Below are 22,963 nucleotides of genomic sequence, written 5' to 3'. Positions count from 1 at the left end.
TTACTATCTATTCTTACCTGCCTCGTTCAACTCTTCTGGCAAGTTCATTTTTTTTGTTAAAGAACCTATCTTGTTCAAGTCTATATCTCCTGTTAACGATAACAGTACAGTTTCAAACTTTCTACCGTTTACATCTACATTTACGTTGTTTATACCTGTCACGAACATTAGAAGCTCGCTAACGTGGTCATCGTCTTTACCAGCGCGGATATAAAACTTAACATTAGCATCTTTATCTTTTACACGCATAAGCTCTTCTAATTTGGCAGATTTAAGATATTTCTCTACGGACAATTTCATGTCTGTAGAAATAGACTTGTCCTCAGTAATGAAAACCTTTAAGTTATTTAAACTCTTAGCTATATCCATAAAATCCTTTGCTTCTGGATCATCTACCTCAACGTCTATTTTACTCAGTAAATTAAACATGCTACGATTTACAACTACCGCACTTACCTCATCTAGGTCTTCATATTTATCAAATAGGGACTGTGAAAAGCCCTTTACCGGCAACACCGCTACTATTAGTACAATTAATATCTGTTTCATTTTTCGGGTTTTAATTTTAATTCTTATTATAAATTTTTTGTTTTGCTACAACAAACTCATTGAGGTATCCTATTTTCTCAGTACCTCTTTCCATATTATGACTAAGCATGTCCAATGCTTTTTTTGTTTCGTTGTAGGCATAAAGAGCCTGTTGCTGCTCTAGTTCCTTTTCGTCATAATAATTTTTTCCTAAATACACTCCGAACATTAGCATAACTGCTGCTGCAATAGACATCCATTTATAGAAGTTTTTACTAGTACCTTTTGTTTCAGGCTCCAATACAACTTCCTTGGAAAACTCCTCTTTTTTAGCTCCGTCCATAAAACTGAACAAAGGAATATATTGTTGCAGGTTCTCAGGTACATCCTTTTTAGAAAAATACGCTTGGAGCAGCTTTTCTTCTGCAACTGTTGTATCTGCTTCAAAGTACTTTTCAAGCAATTTTTCTATTTTATCCAATTCCATAACTGTGTTTTTGTATTAATTTTTCCCTCACGGTCTTCCTTGCCCTAGACAAAGCTACTCTTACCGCTGTTGGCTGCATTTCTAACATTTTAGCAATCTCATCATAATCATATTCTTCTACATCTCTTAACTGCAATACCATTTTTTGCTGTTCAGGTAAATCGGCCATTATCTTTTCTACCCATGAAACACTATCGTTTGCTTCTATTTTTTTTTGTAACGAGCTCCCCTTTTCTTCATAATTGGTATGAACTAGTTTTAAATTCCCAGCCTGCTTAGATTTTAATCTGTCCAAGCAAAAGTTTTTGGTCATCGTCATTGCAAAAGCTTCAACGCTTTTATATTGCTCTATACTGTTGTTTTTAGCCCATAGCTTCAATAGAATCTCTTGGGTGGCATCTTCCGCTTCTTCCCTAGACACCAACAACCGTTTTGCCAAACGATATAACTTGTCTTGAAAAGGGCCAATAATTTTTATAAAATCTGCCTGTTGCATTCTAATGGTCTGGTTATTATAAACACTTTTTACAGGTGCTACATAAGGAAGACGAGCTACTCTTAATTATGTTACAAATATTTTTTATATTTTAGTTATGTAAGTAATTACTACAACCTTTTACTAACTATCTACGTATACTAACTTAGTACCTTTAATTTAGACTCCCCCGTTATATTATCATCATTCTTTTGGAACGGTAATTGATTTGGTAGTTTTATCGCATAATAAAAAACTATGAAAAAGTACCTCTTATTGTTCCTTGCAACAGGATTATTATTTGTTGGCTGTAAAAACGATGATAATATTTTTCCTGATGAAAAAGTAGAAACTAAAACAGCTGCTGACTATCCTGCACAACATTTTATGTATCAGGTAATGAATGAATGGTATTTTTGGCAAGCCGATGTCCCCAACCTAGCCGATGATAAATTTGAAGATTCTAATGATCCTGATTATATTGCTTTCTTAGCTTCAGAATCCAACCCAAGTGATTTTTTCTACAATGACCTTGCCTATAACCATAAAGAAGCTGTAGGAGATGCAGCCGCTTCTGATAGGTTTAGTGTTGCCGTTGAAAACTACAAAGACCTTGTAAATTCTTTACAGGGAATTTCAAGTAGTAATGGTGTAGAATTCCAATTATACGTTACTGAAAATGACATTGATATATATGGCGTCGTAACTTATATATTACCCAACTCAGATGCCTCCAGTAAAGAAATAATAAGAGGAGACATCTTTAATGGGGTAGATGGACAAACATTGACCCGCAGCAATTATATAGATTTACTTTTTAGCGATAATGCTAACTACACTCTTAATATGGCTGATTTTTCGGGAGATTCCGTGGTAGGCAATGGTAAAGAAGTAGCTCTGAGCAAGATTGAGAATTTTTCAGAAAACCCGATACATATTAATAAAATCATTGAGCAGAACGGAAAGAAAATAGGCTATTTAATGTATAATAGTTTTCTAGCCGCCTATGACGATCAATTAAATACTGTTTTTGGCGAGTTTAAGACAGAAAACATTGACGAGTTAATTTTAGATTTCAGATATAACGGAGGTGGTAGAGTTACCTCTGCAATTCAAATGGCAAGCGCTGTTTATGGAACGGAAACGGACCAGCTCCTTTTGAGGGCCCGTTATAATGATAAGATAATGTCATCTGCTGATGCAGCTAGTATAGAAGATAATTTTACGGATAAAACCTTTGATAGTAAAACAGATCTTAATACACTTAATTTAAAGAAAGTATATATCATTGCTACGGGCCGAACAGCATCTTCCAGTGAATTGGTAATGAACGGCCTTGCACCATACGTTGATGTGGTACACATAGGGGAGCTGACAGTAGGGAAAAGTGAGTTTTCTAATACTTTCGTTGATGACCCTTCAACCGGTTACTTTTATACAGGAAATAACGATAGTGATATTAACCCAGATAATCAATGGGGAATACAGCCTTTATTGGGGAAAAATGAAAATGCAGATGGTTTTAGCGATTATGAAAATGGGTTAGTACCTGATTACCTACTACCAGAAGATATTGAAAATCTAGGTATGCTAGGAGATGTAGACGAGCCCCTTTTGGCGTTAACATTATCTGTAATTTCTGGCAATACTGCTAAAAGAAGTTTTAACCATGGTTCTTTCTCTAATTCATTTGCACACTCAAGAATATTTTCTTTAACAAACAATTCTATGGTTATGGATGGATTACTAAAACCGTTAAAATCAGAGAACTGAAAATAAGATGGATTTTTTTACGTTGTGATATTCTATTACGGTGTTCCTTAAAACTCCCCTTTAAACTATATCAGCAATCATGAAAAAAAGCGTAACGACAGGATTATTTCTTTCACTTTTTCTAATATTTTCTTGTTCAGAAAACGACGATTTTAGTATTCCTGATACAGTAGACCCTGACCCAGATGCGGGGGTTGAAGTACAAGATTTTATGTGGAAAGCCATGAACTTTTGGTATTTCTGGCAATCTGATGTGGAAAACTTATCTGACGCAAAATTCCCTAACACCCCTGAAGGCTCAGCTCTCTATACGGAATTTCTTTCTTCGGAATCAGATCCATAAAATTCTTTGATGATAAATTACTTTTCTCTGAGGATAGGTTTAGCTTTTTTTCAGATGATTATGTAGAGCTTACACAGTCTTTAGCTGGTATTTCTAAAAGCAACGGACTTATGTTTGGCTTGGTAAGACAGAAAGCAAATAACAGTGAACTTTATGGCTACGTGCAATACATTGTGCCTAATTCAAATGCATCAACTAAAAATATAAAACGTGGAGACCTTTTTACCGGTGAACGGAACTACCCTTACCGATCAAAATTACATATCTCTCCTTTTTGGAGATAGTGATTCTTACACACTAAATATGGCAAGCATAGTTGGAGAAAATGCCGAGCCTGACGGAAATGACATTCAATTAACTAAAGAAGTAGATCTTAGAGAAAACCCTATTTTTTTGGATGAAATCATAGAAATACAAGATAGTAAAATTGGTTATCTAGCATACACTGGTTTTACAAACGAATACGATGAACAGCTCAATACCGTTTTTGGAAGATTTAAGTCTAGTGGTGTAAATGAATTGGTATTAGACCTTCGTTACAACCCTGGAGGCTCTGTTAATACGGCAGCTCTTTTATCTAGTATGATATACGGCACTAATTCAAAAGATGTCTTCCTTAAAGCCCTTTATAATGAAAAATATCAAAAAGTATTAGATGACAGCGATACTGAACTAAGACGCTTTTTTGCTGAAAAAACAGGGAAAGGAACGGCTATAAATACTTTAAATTTAAAAAAAGTATACATCTTAACCACATCAGGAACTGCCTCTGCAAGTGAGTTAATTATAAACGGACTAAGACCCTATATGGATATTGTTCAAATAGGTGAAACCACACGTGGAAAAAATGAATTTTCTGTCACTATGGTAGATGATAGAGGTAATAACTACATCTACAGCGCAGAAAGAGCCAGTAAAATTAACTCAAAGAACAAATGGGCTATTCAACCTTTATTGGGAAGAAATGAAAATGCAGAAGGATTTTCTGAATTTACTAGTGGGCTTTTACCGGATGAACCATTACAAGAAGACATTACAAACATGGGCGTGTTAGGTGATTTAAAAGAACCATATCTGGCAAAAGCTATAGAGTTGATAACTGGTTCTTCCGCCAAAGGTTCCCAAAAAGTAAATTTACCCATTGAAACCATGACAAACTCAAAAATGTTTACCCCTCTAAAAGATAATATGTATGTTACCGACCCACCTATAATTTGGTAATTTGATATAACTAAAAACAAAAAAGCGGCCTGTATATAACAGGCCGCTTTTTTTTATTAATTTATTGCTACTTAATAATCATAAAACTTTTGGTACTTGCGTTTTAAACGCGTTGGTACGGAGATAACCTCTGGGTGAAACAATCCCGCCAACAATTCTATGCCATCTACCAACGTTCCTGCAGATGATTGGGTGAACAAATCAAAATCAGTTATAAAAACCTGTTGATTCTGTACTGCTTCCAATGAATTCCACCCATCTTTTAAAAGTAATAAGTGCATTTCTGTCATTGTTCTTTTCATACTAAATCCGCATGGGGCTATGACAATCACTTCTGGATTGTACGCTAAAATATCTTCCCAAGAAATAACCCCGCTATTCCCAGATGGATTAGATAACATATCTACACCACCGGCAAAATCTATCTGATGAGGAATCCAATGTCCACAATTATAAATAGGTTCCAACCATTCTAACAACAACACCTTCTTTTTAGGAGCCTTGGATGCTATTATAGTATCCATAACATGATTAACACGATCATTTAACTTTATTAAATATGCGTAAGCAACCTCTTCTTTATCCAATGCTTTTGCAATAGTAACGGCATTTTGAAAAACATCATCAAAACCCATAGGACTAATAGAAATGAGCTCTGGCTGTTTATCAAGATTTGCAACGGCTGCTGCCGTACATTCCGTATCAATCTGGCAAACATCACACATATCTTGCGTGAAGATGATATCAGGGGCTATTTCGGCAAGCGCTTGTTCGTCTACATAATAAAGTTTCTTCCCTTCTTTTTTACTTTCAGAAAAAAAGACATCTATCTGTTTACTTGTATAGTTCTTACCTTCTAAGATACACCGCACTACTGGCTTTTTCTCTTTCAGCGCTTGTGGCGGACATTCAAACGTAATACCATACAAATGTTCTTGCAAACCCATATCATAGAGCATTTGCGTAACAGCAGGCATAAAAGAACAGACTTTAAGCATTGTATTTAATTAAAATATATACCTCACTGGAATAATGCCTACAGAAATAGTGTTGGTTAATTCCTTGGTATTTAAATCATATATAAACAAATCTCCTTTACTAGCATAATCTTTTGCATCTGTACCGTAAAGTTTACCGTCATTAACAGTCATACTGTAAAACGAGACATCATTTATAAAAGCTTCAGTTGGCAAAGCATCCAATCCAGATTCAAATGTATAAACAGCATTAGACATCCCAAAATAAAATGTATCATCTTCCACACTTAAATCGCCCGGATGTTCTGTAGTTTCAAAATTAAAAGTCTGTACTATACTATTATCTGACGTATTAATTTCCGTAAGTGTTCCATTAGTTTCTTCTCCTGTATATTCTGGCGCACCGCTACTTAATACCCATAAGTTTCCAGCAGTATCCCATTGCATAGAGTTAGGAAAATCTCCAACAGTAAGTGTGGATGATACAACATCCGTAGAAGCATCAATAATAGAGACCTTATTATTTTGACCAAATGCTCCTTGATGTGCTACATAAACAAAATCTTCGTTAGAAGTAATTGCTTCTGGTCCCAACTCCGTAGGAATAGATTTTGAAACGGTATTGGTCTCTAAATCTATAATGGCAACGTAATCATCAGTTTCATCGGCAGAATCTCCCCAATTGGTAACATACCCCTTTCCATTGGCAACAGTAAGATATCTAGGATTTAAAAGTCCTTCCTCGATTACACCCTCGCTTTTAAAAGTATATCGGTTGACCACATGAATTTTATGTGAGTTATTGACCACAATATAAGCCCTATCTTCATCAAAAGCAATTGACTGTAGAATGTTACCAAGGTCTTCATTATTTTCTAATTTAAAAATAGCATCTTTTACTAGTAACGAATCGTTGGATATATAAGTGACCGTTCCGCTACCATTGTTAAACGGACCTTCATTTGTTATTAATATACCATTTTGGTAATCTCCCTTCACTTCTTCAATTACAACTCCATCGTCATCATTTGAACAGCTAACTGTAAATAAAGCCGCCATGGCTACAAAAATTGATACTTGTTTCATTTTCATTTTGTTCTACTTTTAGATTTTAATTTTTAATTTTAATTGAACATTTCTGTTTGGCATTGGTCGATAAGCTACATTTTGATAATTTTTATTATATAGATTATTAACCTGTATTAATGCTTCTATATTTAATTTCCCCTTGGTTTTGAAATTTCTCCCAAACCCTAAGTTCGAAACGGAATAGCCTGACAATGACTCAGAGTTATCTGAAGTGATAAAGACGCTGCTATTGACGTATAGTTGATAAAACAATCGCCAGTCTGAATATGCATATGTTAGAATAGATGTTACCTTATGTTCTGGCACATACATTAACGATTTATTAGTCTCAGAATCTACCGCCTTAGTCAGTGCATAGCTATTTTTCCAAGTAAGATGACGGTTTCCCCATTTTTCCGCTAACTCTAAAGAAACTTCAAGACCATAATTTGATGCGTCTTTAATATTGATGGGAGTCCAAATTCCCATATCATTAGGCCTCCACTGAATAAGATCCTCAGAATCAATATAAAAAGCAGCCCATTGAAAAGTATACTTCTTTTTTTAAAGGTCTGCCCTATTTCTGCCTGTAAAGAAGATTCAGGTCTTATATCAGGATTACCACCTGATCCTCCACCTAAAATCCAATAGACTTCATTGAATGTAGGAACCCTGTAGTTTTTTGAAACATTAAAATAAACATCATGGTGAGAGTTAAAAGAATATTTGGCGTTTAAAGAGTATACAAACGGACTCTTGTAATCATTCATAAATTCTTTCCTAACGTTAGCTCCGTAGGTAATCTTTTCTCCTAAATTATGTTTAAATAAAAGGGTTGTGGCCAGTGTTTTTCTGGTACCATTTTCAAGAGAAGTTCCTTTAGCTTCAATATAACTGTAATCGGCAATGCCATTGAGAACAATATCCTTAAAATTAATTTTGTAATCATAATTGATCAAAAATGTATTTGTATTTCCAAAGGAAAAATCTGCACGCTCTTTATTATCATAGTATTTGTACTTTTCGTACAAGTAACCCAATTTAACCCGATGAATTCGTTTTTCATTAAAATGACTCCATTCCAAAAGGTTACGGGAATTATAATCACGATAATTAGAATTGGAAGGTGCAGTAATAGTTCCTGAAAAATCACGGTCACCAATAAAAGTATTATGATAGAATTTCAGTAATTGTCCTTCCGCTATTTCATGTCCTACGTTAGCATTGACATTAATATTATTAAAGGCTCCGTTTTGATTCCTTTGGTCTGTGCCCAAATATTTATAGTCATTTTCCGATTCAAGATAGTTTATTCCAAAACCTACTGTGGTTTTCTTTGACCCTATAGAAGTGCGGTAATTAAAATTCCTGGTATCAAAGCTTCCGTAACTAAACAGTAACTCATGTTCTGAATGTTTATCGAATCGGAACAGGTCATTTAAATGCACACTACCACCAATTGCTCCACTACCAAATTGCACACTTCCTCCCCCACTTCTAACACTTATAGAACCATAATTTCTTGGCACAATGGTATTAAAATCAACCTGACCAGTAAGTTGTGAATTAATATTGATGCCATTCCAAATAACGGCTGTTTGTGAAGCATTAGTTCCTCGGAAAGATGGAGAAGAAATCATTCCTAATCCATTTTCCTTCAAATAAATACTAGAGTTAAATTGCAGAAGGTCAGTCAAAGAGCTACCATTACGGTCAATCAAAGAATCTTTTAGAACGTCTACCTTTCCATTCGAAAAATGTAAAAGTCGAACATCAGTAAGAATCACTTCGTCCAAAACTGTTATGCTATCTTGTTGGGCATTGCCAAACAAAGTGCATAGGAAAACAAGAATAATCAAAAATGGTTTATACTCTCTCATACCGCTAAAGACCTTTTACCCGAAAGTCTTGTTTAAGGTTATGAAAATGGCAGGTCTCCTGACTTGTTCAATGTTATATTACCTTCCCATCTATTTATAGACAGTGGTGTTGAAGAAAATAACACCCTCTTAAGAGGCACCTAGCATAGCTTGGCATAAACTTACAGTTGCGGGAACAGTTCCGGATTTTGACCGGATTCCCTTTTAATCGACAAAGTATTTGCTACTGTATCGAACCAAAATTCGCGGCGAAGGTAATGAATTCGTTGAAAAATACAACCTTAAAAACGATACCCTTCAAAAGTGGTATCCAGAAAGATATCGTCTTTTAGAAAAGTAGTTTATTTTACAGCTATAAGATTAACTTCAAAAACAAGTACAGAGCCACCGGGAATACCACTCCTATCCGAATTCCCATAACCTAAGGCCGCTGGCACTAAAAGTATTCCATTTCCACCTTCTTTAAAATAGGTAATACCTTCTGTCCAGCCTGCAATTACTCCCGACAGAGGAAAAGTAGCACCATTTGAGCCACTTTGATCAAAAACCTCTTTATCTAAAAAATAGCCTTTATAAGCCACAGTTACATCGGAACTAGCCGTAGGTCTTTCACCTGTACCTTCTTCTTCTATAACATAATAAAGTCCTGACTCACTTCTTGTGGCAGTCAAATCGTTTGCTTCAATATATTCTTTAATATCCTGCTCATTCTTAACAGTATAATCAATAACCTCTTTTGGTTCATTTTTCTCATCATCTCCACAAGAAGCAAATACAACCAAGGCTAAAACAAATAAAACTTTCTTCATCATAATTATTTTTAAGCGTCAAATATAATGAACTAATAACAGGGCTTAAACTATTTTAGCATATCTAAATTTGAACTTAATAGAACAATGGTAATTAGCCGGTTATAAACTCTCTGCCTTAAAATTAATTAGCAAGTGCCTTTCTTCTTAGTAGATAAACACATTACCTTTAGCACCGTAACAAAGCATACTCCAAGTAACAACTACAAACCGAATACATTGAAAAACAGCATTTTATTCCTAGTATTTTGCCTTTTTATCGCTTGTAAGACCGATAAAAAAACTGATTTTTCTTTACCGCATTCACCTGCAGCTGAAATTGAAATAAGCCATGCAAAGGGTTTTACAATTGAAAAATCAAACAACGGACTTACCATAATTGAAGTTTCATCTGCTTGGCCAGGAGCCAATACTTCTTTTAAATACGCACTGATTCCAAAAGATAAAATGGCCTCAATGACTCTCAACAAAGATGATTATGATGCCATTGTTGCCACCCCTGTAGAACGTTTAATTGTAACCTCTACTACCCACATCCCTTCTCTTGAAGCTCTAGGCGTTATTGATAAGTTAGTAGGCTTTCCTAAAACTGAACTAATCTCTTCAGAAAACACCCGTAAACTAATTGATAATGGAGAGATTAAAGAATTAGGTAATAATGAAACTTTAAATACGGAGATTACTATTAGCCTAAGACCAGATGTTGTAGTTGGATTTGGAATGAACAACCAAAACAAGGCATACGAAACCCTAATTCGCTCTAATATTCCCCTTGTTTATAATGGTGATTGGACAGAAGAATCTCCTTTAGGAAAGGCGGAGTGGATTAAATTTTTCGCCCCTTTTTTCGGTCTTGAAACTAAAGCTGATAGTGTTTTTAAGTCGATAGAAAAATCATATTTGCAAACAAAGGCAATTGTAAAAAATGTCACTAAAAAACCAACGGTACTTACTGGTGGACTTTATAAAGATGTTTGGCATGTTGCTGGAGGAAAAAGCTGGATGGCGCAATTTCTTAAGGATGCCAAAACCGATTATCTATGGAAAGACACACCGGAAACCGGAGGTATTGGTCAAAGTCTTGAGACTGTTCTTGCTACAGCGCAACATGCAGATTATTGGCTCAACCCTTCTATGCTTACATCATATGAAGACATGGAAGAATCCAATAAGCATTATACACAATTTGATGCCTACAAAAACAAAATGGTTTTCTCCAACACGCTAGCAAAAGGCGCTACAGGTGGTTTACTCTATTACGAATTAGCACCAATGAGACCGGATATTGTTTTAAAAGATCTCATTCATATTTTTCATCCTGAATTGTTACCTGATCACGAACTTTACTTTTTTAAGCCTTTAGAATAGTTGCAAACCCCTAAGACATATCGCTCTTCTTTTGTTCTTCTGCATACTGTTCTAGTAATTGCTATGGGCATTAATATTTCTTTGGGTTCAGTTTCTATTCCATTTTCAGAAACCCTGCATTCCGTTTTTGGAGGAACTTTGGATAATACAGCTTGGGATTACATTATATGGAACTATAGAATTCCTAAGGCCTTCACTGCCATACTAGTGGGTGCCGGTCTATCCTTAAGCGGACTTTTAATGCAAACCTTATTCAGAAACCCACTTGCGGGACCTTTTGTTTTGGGTATAAGTTCCGGGGCAAGTTTGGGAGCTGCTTTTTTAATTATGGGTTCAGTAACCCTTTCTTCCTTATTCGGGTTCAGTCTCGTAACAGATGTATCGCTAGCTATTGTCTCCAGTATCGTAGCTTTCTAGTCCTATTAGCTGTTATAACCGTAGCATCAAAAGTAAAAGACACTATGGCGCTTTTAATTATTGGCCTTATGTTCGGAAGCATTAGCGCAGCAATTGTTAGTGTCCTCTCTTATTTTACCGATGCACAAAAACTGCAGCAGTTCGTTTACTGGTCCTTTGGTAGTGTTGGGAATTTATCTTGGCATCAACTAGGGTTATTGTTCGTTATTTTGATTATTGGAATAGTTCTAGGAATATTATCAATAAAACCTTTAAATGCTTTGCTCCTTGGTGAAAACTACGCCAAAAGTCTAGGTGTAAATTTAGTCCGCTCACGTTATCTGATCATAATAGCTACCGGTCTTCTGGCTGGTGGTGTCACCGCTTTTGCCGGTCCTATCGCTTTCATTGGCTTGGCTGTACCACATTTAACCCGTCAAATATTCAACACTACAGAACACCGCGTTTTAGTACCCGCAGTTTTGGTGTATGGTGCTATTCTCATGCTTATATGCGATACCATTGCACAATTGCCTAGTAGCGCAGAGGTACTTCCTATAAATGCTATTACAAGTATTTTAGGAGCTCCTGTAGTTATATGGCTATTGGTAAGAAAAAGAAAGATGGTATTTTGATAAAACCTTCGTTTCAAAACACTTTAATTTATACACAATAGACCATATGTTATACTTGTAGCAATTGTAATTCAATAGTTTTACATGTACATAAGATTAAAGTCTTTTATCATTTTTCCATTCACAAATCAGATTCAATATGAGAACCAAATTAACTTACCATTTCCTTTTTCTAATAAGTGTAGCTAACAGTTTAAATGCTCAGAATAATGATAAAGATTGGGTAAATCTTCTAGATAAAGACTTAACCAACTGGGATGTTTTCATAGGCGTTCCTCACACCTCGCTAGAATTAGAAGGTTATGAAAAAGGAGATGGAATGCATGGAACTCCAATCGGCCTGAATAACGACCCGTTAAATGTTTTCTCTACTACTCAAGAAAATGGTGAAACAATTTTGAACGTTAGTGGAGAAATTTATGGTGGATTAAGCACTAAAAAAGAATACGATAACTATCATTTGGTTTTTGATATTAAATGGGGTACTAAAAAATTTGAACCACGCCTAAAGGACAAAAGAGATAGTGGCGTACTTTATCATGCTCAAGAACCGCACGGCCAATTTTGGAATGTATGGATGCGTGCCCCAGAAATGCAAATACAAGAAACAGATTGTGGCGACTTCTTTCCTTTAGCAGGCGTTAGTATGGACATTAAGGCAACTAAACGTAGTGAAGACGGTAAAGAATTTTGGTTCTACGATCCAAAAGGAGAAATGCACACTTTTAAAACTGGTGGTGATGGTCGTTGCAGAAGAATGGCTAATTTTGAAAATCCGCATGGCGAATGGACTCGCGTTGAGCTTATCTGCATTAAAGATAAGGCCTACCATATTGTAAACGGTAAAGTGGTAATGGTTCTGGAAAATGCTAAAGAGTATAATGAGGATGTTGCAACGTCTCTAACAAAGGGTAAAATCCAGTTTCAATCTGAAGCTTGTGAAGTATATTACAAGAATATTAAAATAAAGAATATCAGTAAATTGCCTAAAAACATTAAAAAACAACTTTAAATAGAAATCGCCGTCGCCCTTCACACAAAACATAATACACTTACCGCTGCCAACCTCTCTATTGGGTATGGCAAAAAAGCTATTGCAGAAAATATAAATTTTGCTTTGGCTCCTGGTGAACTTACCGCTATAGTAGGTATTAATGGTATTGGAAAATCTACCTTGTTACGGACTTTAGGCAATGCGCAACCAGATTTAGGGGGCTGTCTTGCCGTTAAGGGCAAACCTATTGTTTCTTATGCCCCATTAGAATTATCGGCAGAAATAAGTATGGTATTGACAGAGCCTATTGCTTCTAAAAACTTATCTGTCTTGGAATTGGTAGCATTGGGCAGGCAGCCCTACACCAACTGGTTAGGTACGCTCACAGATACGGACAAGCAAAAAATCAAAAATGCAATCAGTTCATTAGAACTAGATGAGTTGCAGCATAAGAAATGCTACGAGTTAAGTGATGGTCAATTACAGCGTGTGATGGTTGCTCGTGCTTTTGCACAAGACACCTCCATTATACTTCTAGATGAGCCTACCACTCACTTAGACCTTTATCATAAAATTCAGATTTTAAAACTTCTGCGCTCTATTGCCCATACCACACAAAAAACGGTAGTCTTTACTACTCACGAGATTGAAATGGCTATTCAATTATGTGATAAAATGGTTTTACTAGATGGTAAAAACAATTATTTTGGGCAACCTTGTGAGTTAATTGAACAAAAAGCCTTTGAGTCGTTATTTCCTTCGGATACCGTCTCGTTCGACCCTAAAACAGGTTCTTTTCGGATTAAAAAGTAACATAAGAGTAGTGTTTGGATTTAAAGCCAATCTTGTATCTTTACCCCAAACACTTTACCTTATAAATGAATATTTACCTCGTATATTTATTAATTGGAGTTGTATGCCTTGCCTTGGGGTACTTCTTAGGAAACTATATTCAGAACTTAAAAACAAAGTCTACACATAGTGCCCTTGAAGAACGTGAACAGCAATTAAATGCCAACCTTGGTGTATTAGAGCAGCGATTACGAGATAGCGATATCCTTAAAATAAATCTACAGGCAGAAAAAGAACAAATGGGAAACCAGATTGTTCGGTATCAAGCAGATTTAGAGAATCTTCAACTTAAAAATACAGAACAAAAGGAAGAAGTAGAAAAGCTGCAAGAAAAATTTACTAAAGAATTTGAGAACCTTGCCAATAAAATTTTAGAGGAGAAAAGCTTAAAATTCACAGAACGTAACGAGAAGAATATTAAAGATATTTTATCTCCTTTGAATGATAAAATACAGCTTTTTGAAAAGAAGGTCGAAGAAAGCCAGAAAGAAAATATTAGCATTCATTCCGCTTTAAAAGAGCAACTTTTAAACCTTCAGAGCCAAAACCTAAAGATTACCCAAGAGGCCGAAAATCTTACCAAAGCTTTAAAAGGCGATAGCAAAATGCAAGGAAACTGGGGAGAACTGGTATTGGAACGGGTACTTGAAAAATCGGGATTAGAAAAAGACCGCGAATATACGGTACAACAAAGTTTTACTAGAGAAGATGGTTCTAGAGTACTTCCTGATGTGGTCATACACCTTCCTGACGGCAAAAAGATGGTTGTGGATTCAAAAGTATCCCTTACCGATTATGAACGTTTCGTAAACGCAGAGGATGATAATCTTCGCGATAAATTCCTGAAAGACCACATCAATTCACTCAAAAGGCACGTAGACCAACTTTCAGCAAAAAAGTACGAAGACCTTTATGCTATGGAAAGTCCGGATTTTGTCCTGATGTTCGTTCCTATAGAACCTGCTTTTGCCATTGCCATAAACAACGATAACAACCTGTATAACAAAGCGTTTGAACAAAATATAATAATCGTTACCCCATCTACCCTATTAGCTACATTACGTACGATAGATAGTATGTGGAATAACGAAAAACAACAACGTAATGCTTTGGAAATTGCTAGACAGGCGGGTGCCCTTTATGACAAATTTGAAGGTTTTGTAAACGACCTTACCAAGGTTGGCAAGAAAATGGACGAGGCCAAATCCGAATACAAAGGAGCTATGAACAAGCTTGTTGAAGGCCGCGGAAACATTGTAGTAAGTATAGAGAAATTAAAAATAATGGGAGCAAAAGCTAAAAAATCAATCCCAGAACCAATATTAAAACGCGCTCAAGATGATCATTTTGAAAGCGAACTAAAATTAAAATCATGAAAAAGTCGCTTTTTGTAACCTTGGGGATTATTGTAGCCCTCTTTGGAATTGTTTATGCATTTATTTATTTTGTAACCTATAGTGATGGCATACGGACTGGCGAGCTCATTAAAATAAGCCATAAAGGAGTAATTATAAAAACTTGGGAAGGCGAAATAAGTAGGGGATTTCTGGAGCTCAAATCTTCTCTTTTTCCGTTTTAGATAAGGATAAAGAAGTAATTGAACAGTTACAGGAACACCAAGGTCAGTATGTGAAATTACATTACGTAGAGCGCTTTGCCACTTTTCTTTGGTTAGGCGACAGTAAATATTTTGTAACCAAAGTAGAGCAAGAAAATTCACCTCATTTTAAGAACTAATGGAAAAATTTAAAACCGCTAACGAATCTAGGGTATCAATTACAGAACTTATGCTACCCTCCCACTCTAATTTTGGCGGAAAGGTTCATGGAGGACATATTCTTAGCCTTATGGACCAGATTGCTTTTGCATGTGCCTCAAAACATTCACAAATGTATTGCGTAACTGCTTCTGTAAACCGGGTAGATTTTTTACATCCCGTAGAAGTTGGTGAGCTATTAACGCTTCGCGCTTCTATAAACTACACAGGAAGAACATCTATGGTAGTTGGGGTTCGTGTTGAATCTCAAGACATTAAGTCTGGCACAAAGCGCCACTGCAACTCGTCATATTTTACCATGGTGGCAAAAGATGAAGACGGCAGAGGCGTACCAATACCTGGTCTACTTTTAGACAACGAACAAGGTGTTAGGCGTTTTGCCAGAAGTAAGAAACGAAAAGAAGAAGCTTTCTCCAGAGACACCGAGTTCGACTCTACTCAATTTAAATCAGAGTTGCATTTAGAAAGTCTAAACGGTGAAAACGTTAAACTTGACCTTCCCTGATTTTAGCAGCTGCGGCCTTATCTAAAAACCAAACTAAATCACCCAATGTTGGGGCTACTAAATTAGCGGGGTAAGTATCACACGCACCATCACAATTTAGAATTTCCCCAACCTTTTCTTCCTTGCTAGCTCCTGTAACAAGAAAAGCAACGGTTTTAGAATGATTGATAAGGTTACCCGTTATTGTAATTCTTTTTTGACCTGAGTCTGGATGAGCGGCTACCTCACAAAGGTTTACAGACTTCCATAATTCTATTTCATATGGAAAAATAGATGCGGTATGACCATCGTCTCCCATACCTAAAATCACCAAATCAAACTGTGGAAAACCATTTTTTCCATAAGCTCATCTTTTAGTACCTGGGCATAACGAACAGCTTCTTCCTCTGGATCGTTCTCTCCCTTAATTCTATGGATGTTCTCTTCCGGGATATCAATTTTTGACAATAGGTGTTCTACTGTCATTTTATAATTGCTTTCATCATCAGTAGGAAGCACACAACGTTCATCTCCCCAATAGAAATGAACTAGCTTCCAGTCTATACTTGCGCCAAATTCCTTTGCAAGAACATCAAAAACTATTTTTGGTGTACTCCCTCCAGAAAGTGCCACATGAAAGGGCTCGCCTCCTTTTGCCTTCTCAGCAAAATACTTTGAAAATTCTTGAGCAACTCCGTTCTTATCTTGATATATCTTTAATTCCATAGTCTATTTTAAAATGTATAAAAGGCTGCTCTAGGAACATCACCCAAAGCAATAATTAACAAATGACACAAAAATAGGTCGTCCGTTAAGTTTGGTCCAGGATTTCTCCACTCACCAATACCTTCTATTAATTCATGAGAATTTTCAGGCCCCCATACACCTGCGGCGTACCCGTACATTCTAACATCCTTACCACTAGACCAATACTTTAATATAGGATCTACAAATTCCCATGCAGCTTCAACTTCATCTGCTCTAGCATATAACGTAGCATCTCCTTGCATAGCATCTAACAATAAACGTTCGTATGCATCCATAACATGAGTCTCTGCTAAACTGGAATAGTAAAAATCTAAATTTGCTCGCTCCACTTTAAATCCTTGACCATAAGGTACTTTTACTCCAAATTTCAATAATATACCTTCATCTGGCTGAATACGGATAACCAACTTGTTATCCTTACTATCCAATCCTGATTCCTGAAAAATCTGGTGATGTGGTGTTTTAAAGTGTATAACTACTTCTGTGGCCTTTGTTGGCATTCTCTTGGCAGTACGCACATAGAACGGTGTATCTTTCCACCTCCAGTTATCAACAAAAAACTTAATGGCAGCAAACGTTTCAGTAGTAGAATCTTTATTTACTCCCTCTTCCTCGCGATATCCTTTTACTTCTTGACCATCAATTACAGATTTTGTGTACTGAGCCCTAATGGTATTATCGAAAAGCTCTTTATCCGTTTTCATCACTCTAAGAGACTTAAGGGCCTTTACCTTTTCATTTCGAATATCTTCTGGGGCATCGCTAATAGGCGGTTCCATAACAATTAATGAAACTATCTGTAGCAAATGGTTCTGGAACATGTCTCTTAACGCTCCGGATGTATCATAATAACCACCTCTTTTTTCAACACCAACACTTTCTGCATTGGTAATTTCTACATGGTGAATATAATTACGGTTCCAAAGGGGCTCAAAAATACTATTGGCAAAACGTGTAATCAGTAGATTTTGCACCGTTTCTTTACCCAAATAGTGATCTATTCTATAGATTTGATCTTCTTTAAAAAACTTCTGAAGACCAGTATTCAGTTGTTTGGCCGTATCTAAACTATAACCAAAAGGTTTTTCAACAATTAACCTTTTCCACCCGTTGTTTTGAGTACTCATACCGGCTTCCGCCAAGTTATGAGCTATTGTCTCGTACAATGTAGGGGGCGTAGAAAGGTAATATATAATGTTACCAGAAGTCTGGTACTTATTCTTTAAATCCTCTACCCTCTTACGCAAACGGCTATAATCCGTATCGTAGCTTCCACCTAAATCTTCATAAAAGAATTTATCTGCAAAGTTTTTTACATATTCATCAGATAAGCCTTCTAACTTACCTTTTAAATATGTACTCTCTGATACCACTTTTTTTCTAAAAGCACTATCTGTCATATCACTTCTACTTGTTCCAAGAACTATAAAATTATCGGGAAGTTGATCTGCCTGATGAAGATTAAAAAGTGCGGGTACAAGTTTTCTTGCTGTTAGGTCGCCAGATGCGCCAAATATCACAAGAATCTGATTTTCTGTTTTATTCATAATGAGATGGTATCCATATACTATTTGAAAGGTTAAAAGTATCGAAAAGATGCAGTAATACCAACGAGTTTACCCTAAGATAATCTTACATTTCAATAATTTCGTTTAATTTTGATTGTATCGACCAATTATATCACTTTTATGGTCGCCCATGTAATTTTAAAATTAGAAAATGGAAGAAAAATATGATTTTGGATTAGTTGGCCTTGGAGTTATGGGGCGTAACTTTATATTAAACGTAGCCGATAATGGTTTTTCTGCCTACGGATATGATTTAGACCCTGAAAAAGTAGCCGCTTTAAAAGAAGAAGGTGGTCACGAAGCCAAGGTAAATGCCGCTACAAATATTAAAACATTTGTTCAGGCGCTAAAACAACCTAGGAAAATTATGCTTTTGGTTCCCGCGGGCAAGATTGTAGATGCCGTAATTGAAAGCCTTTTACCGCATATTGATCGAGGAGACATTATTATAGATGGTGGAAATTCGTTCTTTACGGATACTGACCGTCGTGAAGCTTATCTACATGACAAGGCTATCAACTTCTTTGGAGCAGGTGTTTCCGGTGGCGCCAAAGGTGCTCGCTTAGGACCAAGTATCATGCCTGGAGGTTCAAAATCTGCTTACCAACACATAAAACCTATTTTTGAAGCGGTTTCCGCAAAGTATAAAGGGGAACCCTGCGTAGCCTATTTAGGGCCAAAATCATCTGGTAACTATGTAAAGATGGTTCACAATGGTATTGAGTACGGATTAATGCAACTTACTTCTGAAGTTTATGATTTGCTTAAAAAAGCAGGTGATTTTTCTAATGAAGAAATGCACGATACCTTTTCTAAATGGAACGCAGGTCGTTTACAGTCTTTTCTAGTTGAAATTACTTCTAAAATTCTTGAGCAAAAAGATGAACTTGGTTTAGACAAAGGTCATTTAGTAGATCAGATTTTAGACAAAGCGAAGCAAAAAGGTACTGGAAAATGGACTAGCCAAAACGCAATGGATTTGGGTATTCCTGTTCCTTCAATTGATATTGCCGTTAGCATGCGTGAGATATCAGGTCTTAAAGACGAAAGAATAGAAGCCGATAAGCTATACGACCGTCCAGAAATTGAGAAATTAGATAAAAAAGAATTGGAAAAAATGGCCGAAGAAGCACTTTACTTCTCTTTCATTATCACCTATGCTCAAGGACTTCATCAATTGGCGGACGCATCCAAAGAATACAACTACAACCTAGATATTACAACAATTGCAAAAATCTGGCGTGCAGGCTGTATTATTAGAGCTGGCTTATTAGCTGATATTTCTGAGGCTTTTGAAGCTGATAAAGATTTACCTAACCTTTTACTTTCTAGTCATTTTATTGATAAAGTGAAGAGTACGGTAGGTTCTACTAGAAAGCTAGTGGCACATGCAGCTGCAAATGGTATTCCATTACCTGGAATTTCAAACTCACTTACTTATTTTGATGCATATACCTCTAGTAGGTTGCCATTGAACTTAATCCAAGCACAAAGAGATTTCTTTGGTTCTCACACTTACGAGAGATTGGATAAAGAAGGTATTTTTCATACAGAATGGGAATAGAGAAATAGTTTGGAGGTATCTGAATATAATGAGGTTAGAGCGTTAAAAGCAATGAACAAATACAGAAATAGAAGTTTTTGTATTGAAAAACCTATTTGGGCAATAGCCAACGCGCTTTTACTTGTTATTCTAGTTACTTCATGCAAGCGACCAACCGACGAAAAGCCGGTAAAGGTTCTTGACGAACATACTTTAAATAGAAGGGTTGACCGTTCTACGGTTGACCCTCTTACCAAACAAGTTTACGTTCCCATATATTCCGACATCTATAACCAAACCAGGATTCTAGAACATTATTGACTGCAACCTTAAGCATAAGAAATACGAGCTTAAAAGACAGTCTCTTTATTACGACCATAGATTATTATAATACGGGTGGTGATTTGGTGAGAAATTACTTAGACCAAGCAATCTACCTTCGGCCTATGGAATCTATAGATTACGTTATTGAGCAGCAAGATACGTCTGGTGGTAGTGGTGCTAACTTTATAATAGACTGGTATTCCAAACGCCCTATTAACCCTTTATTCCAAGCCGTAATGGTTGGCGGGCTAGGTGCTCAAGCCTTTTCTTTTACTACTGAAGGAATTGATGTAGAAGCCCCTTAACCGTATAAAACGTATCTAGAACGTAGTTATAGAGGTGCCATTTATCAATGAATTGCCTACTTCGCAGTCTATTGCGAAGTAAATTCCTATATTAGCTAGCCAAAAAGGTCATTCCCTCAATTTTATACTGGCCCAAATATTCTTATGAGTATATTAAGAGCACTTGTATTCGTATTTTTTCTTTCCCATTTAACCAATGTACAGGCTCAGAATACTACAGAATGGCAAAGAGACACCTTGGAGTCGTATGTCAACAAATCCAATGAAGCTTACGAACAATACAACTACAAAGACGCTATAAAATATGCCTCTACACTTATAGAAAAAGGGCACGAATACAACTATGACTACTACGAGTTTTTAGGATATGATATTTTAGGTGGAATTTATTCTGAAACCGAGGATACTATAAAAGGAAGGATTTATTCTGAAAAAGCTTTGGAACTAGCAAGAACTACTCAAGCAGATAGCCTAGTGGCATGGGGTGCGCTTAATTTGGGAATTCTTTACTCCGATAATGAGCAGACATATCCAAAAGCAATTGAGTTCTTTAAAGAAAGTATAAGTCTAAACGAAAAGAACAAAGACTATGACGAGGTATATTTAACCTACGTTAATCTTATCTGGACATACTTAGATAACAACCAAATAGATAAGGCATATACCTTTCTTCAAAAAGCAGAAGCTCTTTCTACTAAAAATGTAGATTCTCTTGACAAATTATATATAGACCTTTTATATGGCAAGTATTACTTAGCAAAGAAAAAATATGATTCCGCTGCGCAAAAGCTTGAAAACATTGCACTTACTGCCGATAAAAATGAAAATACAGATTTAGCTATTGAAGCCTATGAAGATTTATCTAAGCTATACAGTGAAACTGATGATTATAGAAAAGCATTTGCCAATTTAGATAAGTACAATCAATTTAAGCAAAAGGCCTATACCTTAAAGAAGTTAGAGGAAACGGAAAAAGCGAGGGCCAAATTCGATTTAGAGCAGACACAAAAGGACTTACAATCCGCTTTAAAAGAACACGCCTATTCCGAAGAACTTATTTCTAAGTCAAAGTCGCTTACCACACTTCTTGTTGTTGCTATTGTTATTCTTGTTTTAGCCCTGTTTGGCATCATTGTTTTTTATAAGACAAGAAAGATTTACATTAACAATCTTAAAGCAAAAAATAAGCAACTTAGTATAGCCAACGAAAAGGCAGAGAAGCTTTCTAAGGTGAAAACTAAGTTTCTTTCTACCGTAAGTCACGAACTACGAACACCCTTGTACGGGGTTATTGGTATCTCTACGTTACTAAAAGAAGATGAGAATCTAAAAGCCTATGCAGATGACCTTAGTTCTTTAAAATTTTCGGCAGATTATTTACTTGCCCTCATTAATGATGTGTTGCTACTAAGCAAGATGGATGCAGAGGCCATTACCTTATCCAAAATTCCTTATGAACTAGATGTACTCATCCAAAACATTGTTCGTTCTTTTGAATTTTCGCTACATGAAAACAGTAATAAGCTGCACTTACATATAGATAAAAACATACCTAATAATCTTGTTGGTGACCCTATACGGTTTTCTCAAATACTTATAAATCTAATGGGTAATGCCATTAAATTTACCGAGAACGGAAACATTTGGCTAAAGCTTATTTTAGTAGAACCCGCAGATAGCACCACCTGCAAAATAAAATTTATCGTAAAGGATGATGGCGTTGGTATTCCTCTGCATATGCAAAAGGAAATTTTTAACGAGTTCACCCAAATTGAAAACAAAAACCACAATTATACAGGTACAGGACTAGGACTCACTATTGTAAAAAAGATTTTGGCACTTTATGGAAGTGAAATCAAACTAACCAGCGAACCCAATAAAGGAGCTAAATTCTGCTTTCAACTAACGCTTAAAAAACAAACCGAACAAAATACAGAAATACCTGTTTTAAATGGTATTCATAATACCTCTGATGAGCCTAAAAACGGGAATTTAGCTCATGTCCTTATAGTAGATGATAATAGAATAAACCAAAAAGTAACTCAAAAGACTTTAGAAAGACGAAACATTAAATCTAGTTTGGCAGATGATGGAGCTCAAGCCGTAGCTATGAGTAAAGCCAATAATTATGATTTAATATTGATGGATATTAACATGCCGAATATAAACGGAATGGAGGCCTCAATAATGATTCGTAAGTTTGATAAAAATATTCCTATAATAGCTTTGACCGCCGTTGAATTAGATGAAGGAAGAGAAGAAATACTCAATTCGGGCATCAACGATATCATACATAAGCCTTACAATATTCCTGAGTTCTTGAATACCATTTTTAAATACCTTCCCAAAGAAGAAATGGATTTATCACACTAAAAAATCTATTTTAAA

At 36.0% G+C, this 22,963-nt stretch carries 23 protein-coding genes, 2 pseudogenes and 1 riboswitch; of the genes and pseudogenes, 14 read left to right on the top strand and 11 right to left on the bottom strand.

The features are described 5' to 3' along the window. Window positions 1-3: 3 nt before the first annotated feature. The 3 genes from Q5W13_RS16995 to Q5W13_RS16985 are packed head-to-tail and all read right to left on the bottom strand — an operon-like array spanning window position 4 to window position 1,511. A complete protein-coding gene (locus Q5W13_RS16995; RefSeq protein WP_304443823.1) occupies window positions 4-549 on the bottom strand; it encodes a GFO_1090 family protein in 546 nt (181 codons plus the stop codon). 16 nt (window positions 550-565) lie between these two features. Further along, complete coding sequence (locus Q5W13_RS16990) at window positions 566-1,015, bottom strand: PG0215 family putative anti-sigma factor (RefSeq protein WP_304443822.1); 450 nt, start codon at window positions 1,013-1,015, stop codon at window positions 566-568. Beyond that, the gene (locus Q5W13_RS16985; protein ID WP_304443821.1) at window positions 1,002-1,511 is read right to left on the bottom strand and encodes a GFO_1088 family ECF-type sigma factor; all 510 of its coding nucleotides are present in this window, start codon (window positions 1,509-1,511) and stop codon (window positions 1,002-1,004) included. Before Q5W13_RS16985 ends, Q5W13_RS16990 begins: the two co-directional genes overlap by 14 nt. 237 nt (window positions 1,512-1,748) lie before the next feature. On the opposite strand from Q5W13_RS16985, the gene Q5W13_RS16980 reads away from it, so the two are divergent. The 3 genes from Q5W13_RS16980 to Q5W13_RS16970 all read left to right on the top strand — a co-directional run bounded on the left by Q5W13_RS16980 (window position 1,749) and on the right by Q5W13_RS16970 (window position 4,827). Further along, complete coding sequence (locus Q5W13_RS16980) at window positions 1,749-3,263, top strand: GFO_1087 family putative carboxy terminal peptidase (RefSeq protein WP_304443820.1); 1,515 nt, start codon at window positions 1,749-1,751, stop codon at window positions 3,261-3,263. Between the two features lie 79 nt (window positions 3,264-3,342). Then, a complete protein-coding gene (locus Q5W13_RS16975; RefSeq protein WP_304443819.1) occupies window positions 3,343-3,606 on the top strand; it encodes a hypothetical protein in 264 nt (87 codons plus the stop codon). Between the two features lie 210 nt (window positions 3,607-3,816). Beyond that, complete coding sequence (locus tag Q5W13_RS16970) at window positions 3,817-4,827, top strand: S41 family peptidase (protein ID WP_304443818.1); 1,011 nt, start codon at window positions 3,817-3,819, stop codon at window positions 4,825-4,827. 71 nt (window positions 4,828-4,898) lie between these two features. Here Q5W13_RS16970 and Q5W13_RS16965 read toward each other — a convergent pair whose 3' ends face one another. The 5 genes from Q5W13_RS16965 to Q5W13_RS16945 form a co-directional block, all read right to left on the bottom strand. Next, window positions 4,899-5,804, bottom strand: a complete 906-nt coding sequence (locus Q5W13_RS16965) for an ABC transporter substrate-binding protein (RefSeq protein WP_304443817.1) — start codon at window positions 5,802-5,804, stop codon at window positions 4,899-4,901. 30 nt (window positions 5,805-5,834) lie between these two features. Then, a complete protein-coding gene (locus tag Q5W13_RS16960; protein WP_304443816.1) occupies window positions 5,835-6,890 on the bottom strand; it encodes a YncE family protein in 1,056 nt (351 codons plus the stop codon). 18 nt (window positions 6,891-6,908) lie between these two features. After that, entirely contained in the window at window positions 6,909-7,361 is a 453-nt protein-coding gene (locus Q5W13_RS16955) for a TonB-dependent receptor domain-containing protein (RefSeq protein WP_304443815.1), read from the bottom strand. Next, complete coding sequence (locus Q5W13_RS16950) at window positions 7,298-8,752, bottom strand: TonB-dependent receptor (RefSeq protein ID WP_304443814.1); 1,455 nt, start codon at window positions 8,750-8,752, stop codon at window positions 7,298-7,300. The genes Q5W13_RS16955 and Q5W13_RS16950 overlap by 64 nt, the downstream gene beginning before the upstream one ends. A gap of 31 nt (window positions 8,753-8,783) precedes the next feature. After that, window positions 8,784-9,008: riboswitch (cobalamin riboswitch) on the bottom strand. An 85-nt stretch (window positions 9,009-9,093) separates the two neighbouring features. Next, window positions 9,094-9,561 (bottom strand): FKBP-type peptidyl-prolyl cis-trans isomerase, encoded by a 468-nt coding sequence (locus tag Q5W13_RS16945; protein ID WP_304446534.1) that lies wholly within the window; start codon window positions 9,559-9,561, stop codon window positions 9,094-9,096. 219 nt (window positions 9,562-9,780) lie between these two features. On the opposite strand from Q5W13_RS16945, the gene Q5W13_RS16940 reads away from it, so the two are divergent. From Q5W13_RS16940 to Q5W13_RS16910, 7 genes and pseudogenes are all read left to right on the top strand, one after another. Next, entirely contained in the window at window positions 9,781-10,929 is a 1,149-nt protein-coding gene (locus Q5W13_RS16940; protein ID WP_304443813.1) for an ABC transporter substrate-binding protein, read from the top strand. Continuing rightward, window positions 10,930-11,960: pseudogene (locus Q5W13_RS16935) on the top strand (FecCD family ABC transporter permease). 139 nt (window positions 11,961-12,099) lie between these two features. After that, a complete protein-coding gene (locus Q5W13_RS16930; RefSeq protein ID WP_304443812.1) occupies window positions 12,100-12,972 on the top strand; it encodes a 3-keto-disaccharide hydrolase in 873 nt (290 codons plus the stop codon). Window positions 12,973-12,978: 6 nt separating this feature from the next. Continuing rightward, the gene (locus Q5W13_RS16925; protein WP_438364192.1) at window positions 12,979-13,767 is read left to right on the top strand and encodes an ABC transporter ATP-binding protein; all 789 of its coding nucleotides are present in this window, start codon (window positions 12,979-12,981) and stop codon (window positions 13,765-13,767) included. A gap of 65 nt (window positions 13,768-13,832) precedes the next feature. Next, entirely contained in the window at window positions 13,833-15,182 is a 1,350-nt protein-coding gene (locus tag Q5W13_RS16920; RefSeq protein ID WP_304443810.1) for a DNA recombination protein RmuC, read from the top strand. Beyond that, window positions 15,179-15,543 (top strand): annotated as a pseudogene (locus Q5W13_RS16915) (6-phosphogluconate dehydrogenase). Before Q5W13_RS16920 ends, Q5W13_RS16915 begins: the two are co-directional and overlap by 4 nt. Further along, window positions 15,543-16,088, top strand: coding sequence for an acyl-CoA thioesterase (locus Q5W13_RS16910; RefSeq protein ID WP_155595819.1), 546 nt, complete (start codon window positions 15,543-15,545; stop codon window positions 16,086-16,088). Before Q5W13_RS16915 ends, Q5W13_RS16910 begins: the two are co-directional and overlap by 1 nt. Here the strand turns inward: Q5W13_RS16910 and Q5W13_RS25250 are convergent. From Q5W13_RS25250 to zwf, 3 genes are read right to left on the bottom strand one after another with little or no spacing between them, the layout of a single operon-like run. After that, entirely contained in the window at window positions 16,069-16,398 is a 330-nt protein-coding gene (locus Q5W13_RS25250; RefSeq protein ID WP_368662294.1) for a 6-phosphogluconolactonase, read from the bottom strand. The genes Q5W13_RS16910 and Q5W13_RS25250 overlap by 20 nt on opposite strands. After that, the gene (locus Q5W13_RS25245; protein WP_368662293.1) at window positions 16,395-16,793 is read right to left on the bottom strand and encodes a 6-phosphogluconolactonase; all 399 of its coding nucleotides are present in this window, start codon (window positions 16,791-16,793) and stop codon (window positions 16,395-16,397) included. The genes Q5W13_RS25250 and Q5W13_RS25245 overlap by 4 nt, the downstream gene beginning before the upstream one ends. Window positions 16,794-16,801: 8 nt before the next feature. Continuing rightward, a complete protein-coding gene (gene zwf / locus Q5W13_RS16900) occupies window positions 16,802-18,382 on the bottom strand; it encodes a glucose-6-phosphate dehydrogenase (protein WP_304443809.1) in 1,581 nt (526 codons plus the stop codon). Between the two features lie 172 nt (window positions 18,383-18,554). Here zwf and gnd point away from each other — a divergent pair, with 172 nt between their 5' ends. The 4 genes from gnd (at window position 18,555) to Q5W13_RS16880 (ending at window position 22,948) form a co-directional block, all read left to right on the top strand. After that, a complete protein-coding gene (gene gnd / locus Q5W13_RS16895) occupies window positions 18,555-19,967 on the top strand; it encodes an NADP-dependent phosphogluconate dehydrogenase (protein ID WP_155595816.1) in 1,413 nt (470 codons plus the stop codon). A 9-nt stretch (window positions 19,968-19,976) separates the two neighbouring features. Then, window positions 19,977-20,267 carry a hypothetical protein gene (locus tag Q5W13_RS16890; protein WP_304443808.1) on the top strand — a complete coding sequence of 97 codons (291 nt, stop codon included), beginning with the start codon at window positions 19,977-19,979 and terminating at the stop codon, window positions 20,265-20,267. Further along, window positions 20,264-20,575, top strand: coding sequence for a DUF3124 domain-containing protein (locus tag Q5W13_RS16885; RefSeq protein ID WP_304443807.1), 312 nt, complete (start codon window positions 20,264-20,266; stop codon window positions 20,573-20,575). The genes Q5W13_RS16890 and Q5W13_RS16885 overlap by 4 nt, the downstream gene beginning before the upstream one ends. Window positions 20,576-20,719: 144 nt before the next feature. Further along, entirely contained in the window at window positions 20,720-22,948 is a 2,229-nt protein-coding gene (locus tag Q5W13_RS16880; RefSeq protein ID WP_304443806.1) for a tetratricopeptide repeat-containing hybrid sensor histidine kinase/response regulator, read from the top strand. Window positions 22,949-22,963 lie beyond the last annotated feature (15 nt).

Origin of the sequence: Zobellia laminariae, assembly GCF_030553095.1 — a bacterium.
Lineage (GTDB): Bacteria > Bacteroidota > Bacteroidia > Flavobacteriales > Flavobacteriaceae > Zobellia > Zobellia laminariae.
Note: the sequence above shows the minus strand (reverse complement) of the source record. Positions and strands in the feature narration are given on the sequence as shown.